Below are 3,018 nucleotides of genomic sequence, written 5' to 3' on the forward strand. Positions count from 1 at the left end.
ACGGCTCAAGCAGTGGCGCGGCATCGCCACCCGGTACGACAAGCACGCCCGCACCTTCCTCGGCGGCGTGCTGCTGGCCGCGACCATCATCCACATCAAAACCCATTAGGAGACAGGCTCTAGCCTGCCGTCATGGGAACCCTGATGTTCTACAAGGAGCCGACTGGTCGAGGCGATCTGCTCCGCGTCGATCCCGCGGTGGCGAGCTGGGACAAAGCCGGTACGCGTGAGCAGCTCCGGTCGGCCGCCTTCATCAATGATGTGCACGCGCTCATCGCCGATCTCGACCCTTCCGGACCCACTCGGCCTGCGGCTCGATATCGGATTACCGGACAAGGTCAAACTTCTCGAACGTCACGACCTGGACAACTACCTGTTTCCCCTGGTCCCGCAACTGACGAAGCGCACCAGTCGACGGTTCGCCTTCGTATCGGCGACGAAACGGCACGCCGACCGCTCGTCCGTTCTCGTCGAAACAGCCCTACCAGTATCCGATCCCGGCGGCGCGTACTCGTTCGAGATGGTGACCACCGCGGCTGCCGACACCGCCACCTACAAGACGCAGATCCGTGACCGGGTCGCGTCGGCGACCCCTTTGCCCAACGGCGGCGTCGAGCTGCAGATCGCCTTCGTCGTGGGCTCCGCCGGGCATGGCCCAACCTCTGGAAAGCGACCATCGATGCGCTGGAGCCCTTGCCCAGACAGGGCGTCACGGTCGACCCCACCGAGATCCAACTTCGTACATCGACGGCAAGGCGCGTGACGCTGGACGTCGCGGGGAGCCACCCACGCCAATCTGCGTGAGCCCGGATGAAGTCAACGATCGGCCGGATGACCGGTCGAACTCAGCGAAGAAAGGCGACACGGCGTTGAGGATGCTACTCCTCCGCTTCAGGTCGAGGGCTTCCCGCATCAACACACGCGTCGTCCGACTGGTCGCCGGCCGGATCCCTGAAGCAGGGAGGTCGAGCACCTGGGGCAGCCAGTCCTTCCCCCACGATCACCACGCGGGCGATCCACTCGTCGGCAGGGTTCTTGCCCGGGTGCCAGGCCAGCACCAGACCCGGCTCGGAGACGTCACCGGCTGAGCTCGGCCGCCGCACCCAGCAGTGACGCTGCCGAGGCTCTCGCCAGTCGGCGTTGTTGCCGACGTTGAGGCGGCATTCCTGCAGTCTTCGCCGGTCGGATTCGGCCCGAGCCGCGCAGTCCTGCGGTGTTCTGCGCGTGCCCATGGCCCCATGGTTCCATGTCTTCGAACGAAGCTCGAAGACATGGAACCGGGCCGCATCGACCGAGTGGAGGTGCTCATCGCCGAAGCGCCACGCCACCCTGCGTTCCGCCTTACCGACGGCGGGTGCTGCCGCGGATCCAGGCCCTGGTCGCGCCAGCAACGCCCGCCGGAGACCATGGAGCGGAGGGCATGGCCGAGAGACACCCAGACATGCCCGTGCACTATGGCCATGGCATCGCGCTCCGCGTGCCTCCTGATCGCACCGCACGTTGAGGAACCTTCGACGGATTTAGGAACTTTAGGAAGGTTTAGACTCTTCTCCTAAACCTGCCTAACTTTGTTAAACTGTGGGTCATGGACCCGATCCGGAACCCCTACACGCCGAACGCGGGAGCCGCGCCGGCGGTCCTCGTCGGCCGCGACGACCAGCTCAACTCCTTCGACCTGCTACTGGCCCGCCTCGAGCGCGGCCGGAGCGAGCAGTCGATGATCATCACCGGACTGCGCGGCGTCGGCAAGACGGTTCTGCTCGGCCGGTTCCGCCAGGCGGCGATGACCGCCGGCTGGGTCGTCGTGGAGGTCGAGGTCAGCAAGCACGACGAGGCGGGGTTTCGCACGCTGCTGGCGAGCAAGCTGCGCACTGCCCTTTTTGAGCTGTCCCCGCGGGCGGAGTGGAGTGACCGGATCCGGCGCGCGATGGCCGTACTGAAGTCGTTCTCCCTGAGCGCGGACAGCTCCGGCAGCATCACCGCCGGGCTGGACGTCGACGCGGCGGAGGGGCTGGCCGACCACGGGTATCTCGATCTCGACCTGACCGACCTGCTCGTCGCCGTCGGCGAGGCGGCCCAGGACCGCGGGCGTGGCGTGGTGCTGCTGCTCGACGAGGTGCAGTTCCTGGATCGCCCGCAGCTGGAGGCCGTGATCATGGCCCTGCACAAGGTGGTTCAGCGCAGCCTGCCGATCACGCTGGTCGGGGCAGGGCTTCCCCAGATTGCCGAGTTGGCTGGCGACGCGAAGTCGTACTCGGAGCGGCTGTTCAAGTTCCCGGCCATCGGGAACCTGGACGACGACGAGGCCCGGCAGGCGCTGCTGGGCCCGGCCGAGCAGGAAGACGCGACCTTCACCGACCAGGCCCTCGACGAGGCCCTACGGATCACCGGCCGGTACCCCTACTTCCTGCAGGAGCTGGGGTCCGCCGCCTGGCTCGCCGGCGACGGCAACCGGATCGACCTGGTAGCAATCCAGGCCTCCCACCCGGTGTACCTCTCCAAGCTGGACGGGTCGTTCTTCCGCGTCCGTATCGATCGGTGCACCAACCGGCAACGCCAGTACATGCGGGCAATGGCAGAGCTCGGCGGCGACGCGCAGAAGGCCCAGGACGTCGCACAGGTCCTGGGCAAGCAGTCCAACCAGGTGGCACCCTTCCGTGCTGAGCTGATCAGCATGGGCCTGCTGTACACGCCGGATCACGGGTATGCCGCGTTCACGGTCCCCCAGTTCGGCGAGTTCCTCAAGAGGATCGAACCGACGTTCAGCACGGGATCGTGACTCGGGCTGCCGGCATACGCAGGCGAGCACGAGGCGTCCTGGCATGCCGGTCTGATCCCCTTGGCCGGCACGTCGATCACCTGAAGCATCCAGTCTTCCCCGCCGACTGGGTCGAATGTCGGCAACGCTCGAAAATGAGGCCGATCCGACGCTCGAAAATGAGGCCACCGGTTCGTGCCTTCTAGTCTGCCGTGTCTTGGGTTTTGATGCTGGGCAGTGTGTCGATCCCGCGGTTGCGG

The 3,018-nt window shown here is 66.2% G+C and carries 3 protein-coding genes and 1 pseudogene; 3 read left to right on the forward strand and 1 reads right to left on the reverse strand.

Annotated features, from left to right (window positions below; translation table 11 throughout):
• Both FGL98_RS24815 and FGL98_RS24820 read left to right on the forward strand, forming a co-directional pair.
• Positions 1 to 109: pseudogene (locus FGL98_RS24815) on the forward strand (IS5-like element ISMt1 family transposase); the annotation flags it as partial.
• A 147-nt stretch (positions 110 to 256) separates the two neighbouring features.
• The gene (locus FGL98_RS24820; RefSeq protein ID WP_146321525.1) at positions 257 to 763 is read left to right on the forward strand and encodes a hypothetical protein; all 507 of its coding nucleotides are present in this window, start codon (positions 257 to 259) and stop codon (positions 761 to 763) included.
• 115 nt (positions 764 to 878) lie between these two features.
• Here the strand turns inward: FGL98_RS24820 and FGL98_RS24825 are convergent, their stop codons facing one another.
• Complete coding sequence (locus FGL98_RS24825) at positions 879 to 1,232, reverse strand: hypothetical protein (protein ID WP_146321527.1); 354 nt, start codon at positions 1,230 to 1,232, stop codon at positions 879 to 881.
• Between the two features lie 353 nt (positions 1,233 to 1,585).
• On the opposite strand from FGL98_RS24825, the gene FGL98_RS24830 reads away from it, so the two are divergent.
• Positions 1,586 to 2,779, forward strand: a complete 1,194-nt coding sequence (locus tag FGL98_RS24830; RefSeq protein WP_186526393.1) for an ATP-binding protein — start codon at positions 1,586 to 1,588, stop codon at positions 2,777 to 2,779.
• The last annotated feature ends 239 nt before the right edge of the window (positions 2,780 to 3,018 follow it).

The organism is Leekyejoonella antrihumi (assembly GCF_007845645.1).
In the GTDB taxonomy this organism is placed as follows: Bacteria; Actinomycetota; Actinomycetes; order Actinomycetales; family Dermatophilaceae; genus Leekyejoonella; species Leekyejoonella antrihumi.

Excerpts from the sequence above, each read along its gene's own strand:
- FGL98_RS24820 (WP_146321525.1), top strand. The coding sequence starts at position 257 with ATGATGTGCACGCGCTCATCGCCGATCTCGACCCTTCCGGACCCACTC.
- FGL98_RS24825 (WP_146321527.1), bottom strand. The coding sequence starts at position 1,232 with ATGGGCACGCGCAGAACACCGCAGGACTGCGCGGCTCGGGCCGAATCC.
- FGL98_RS24830 (WP_186526393.1), top strand. The coding sequence starts at position 1,586 with ATGGACCCGATCCGGAACCCCTACACGCCGAACGCGGGAGCCGCGCCG.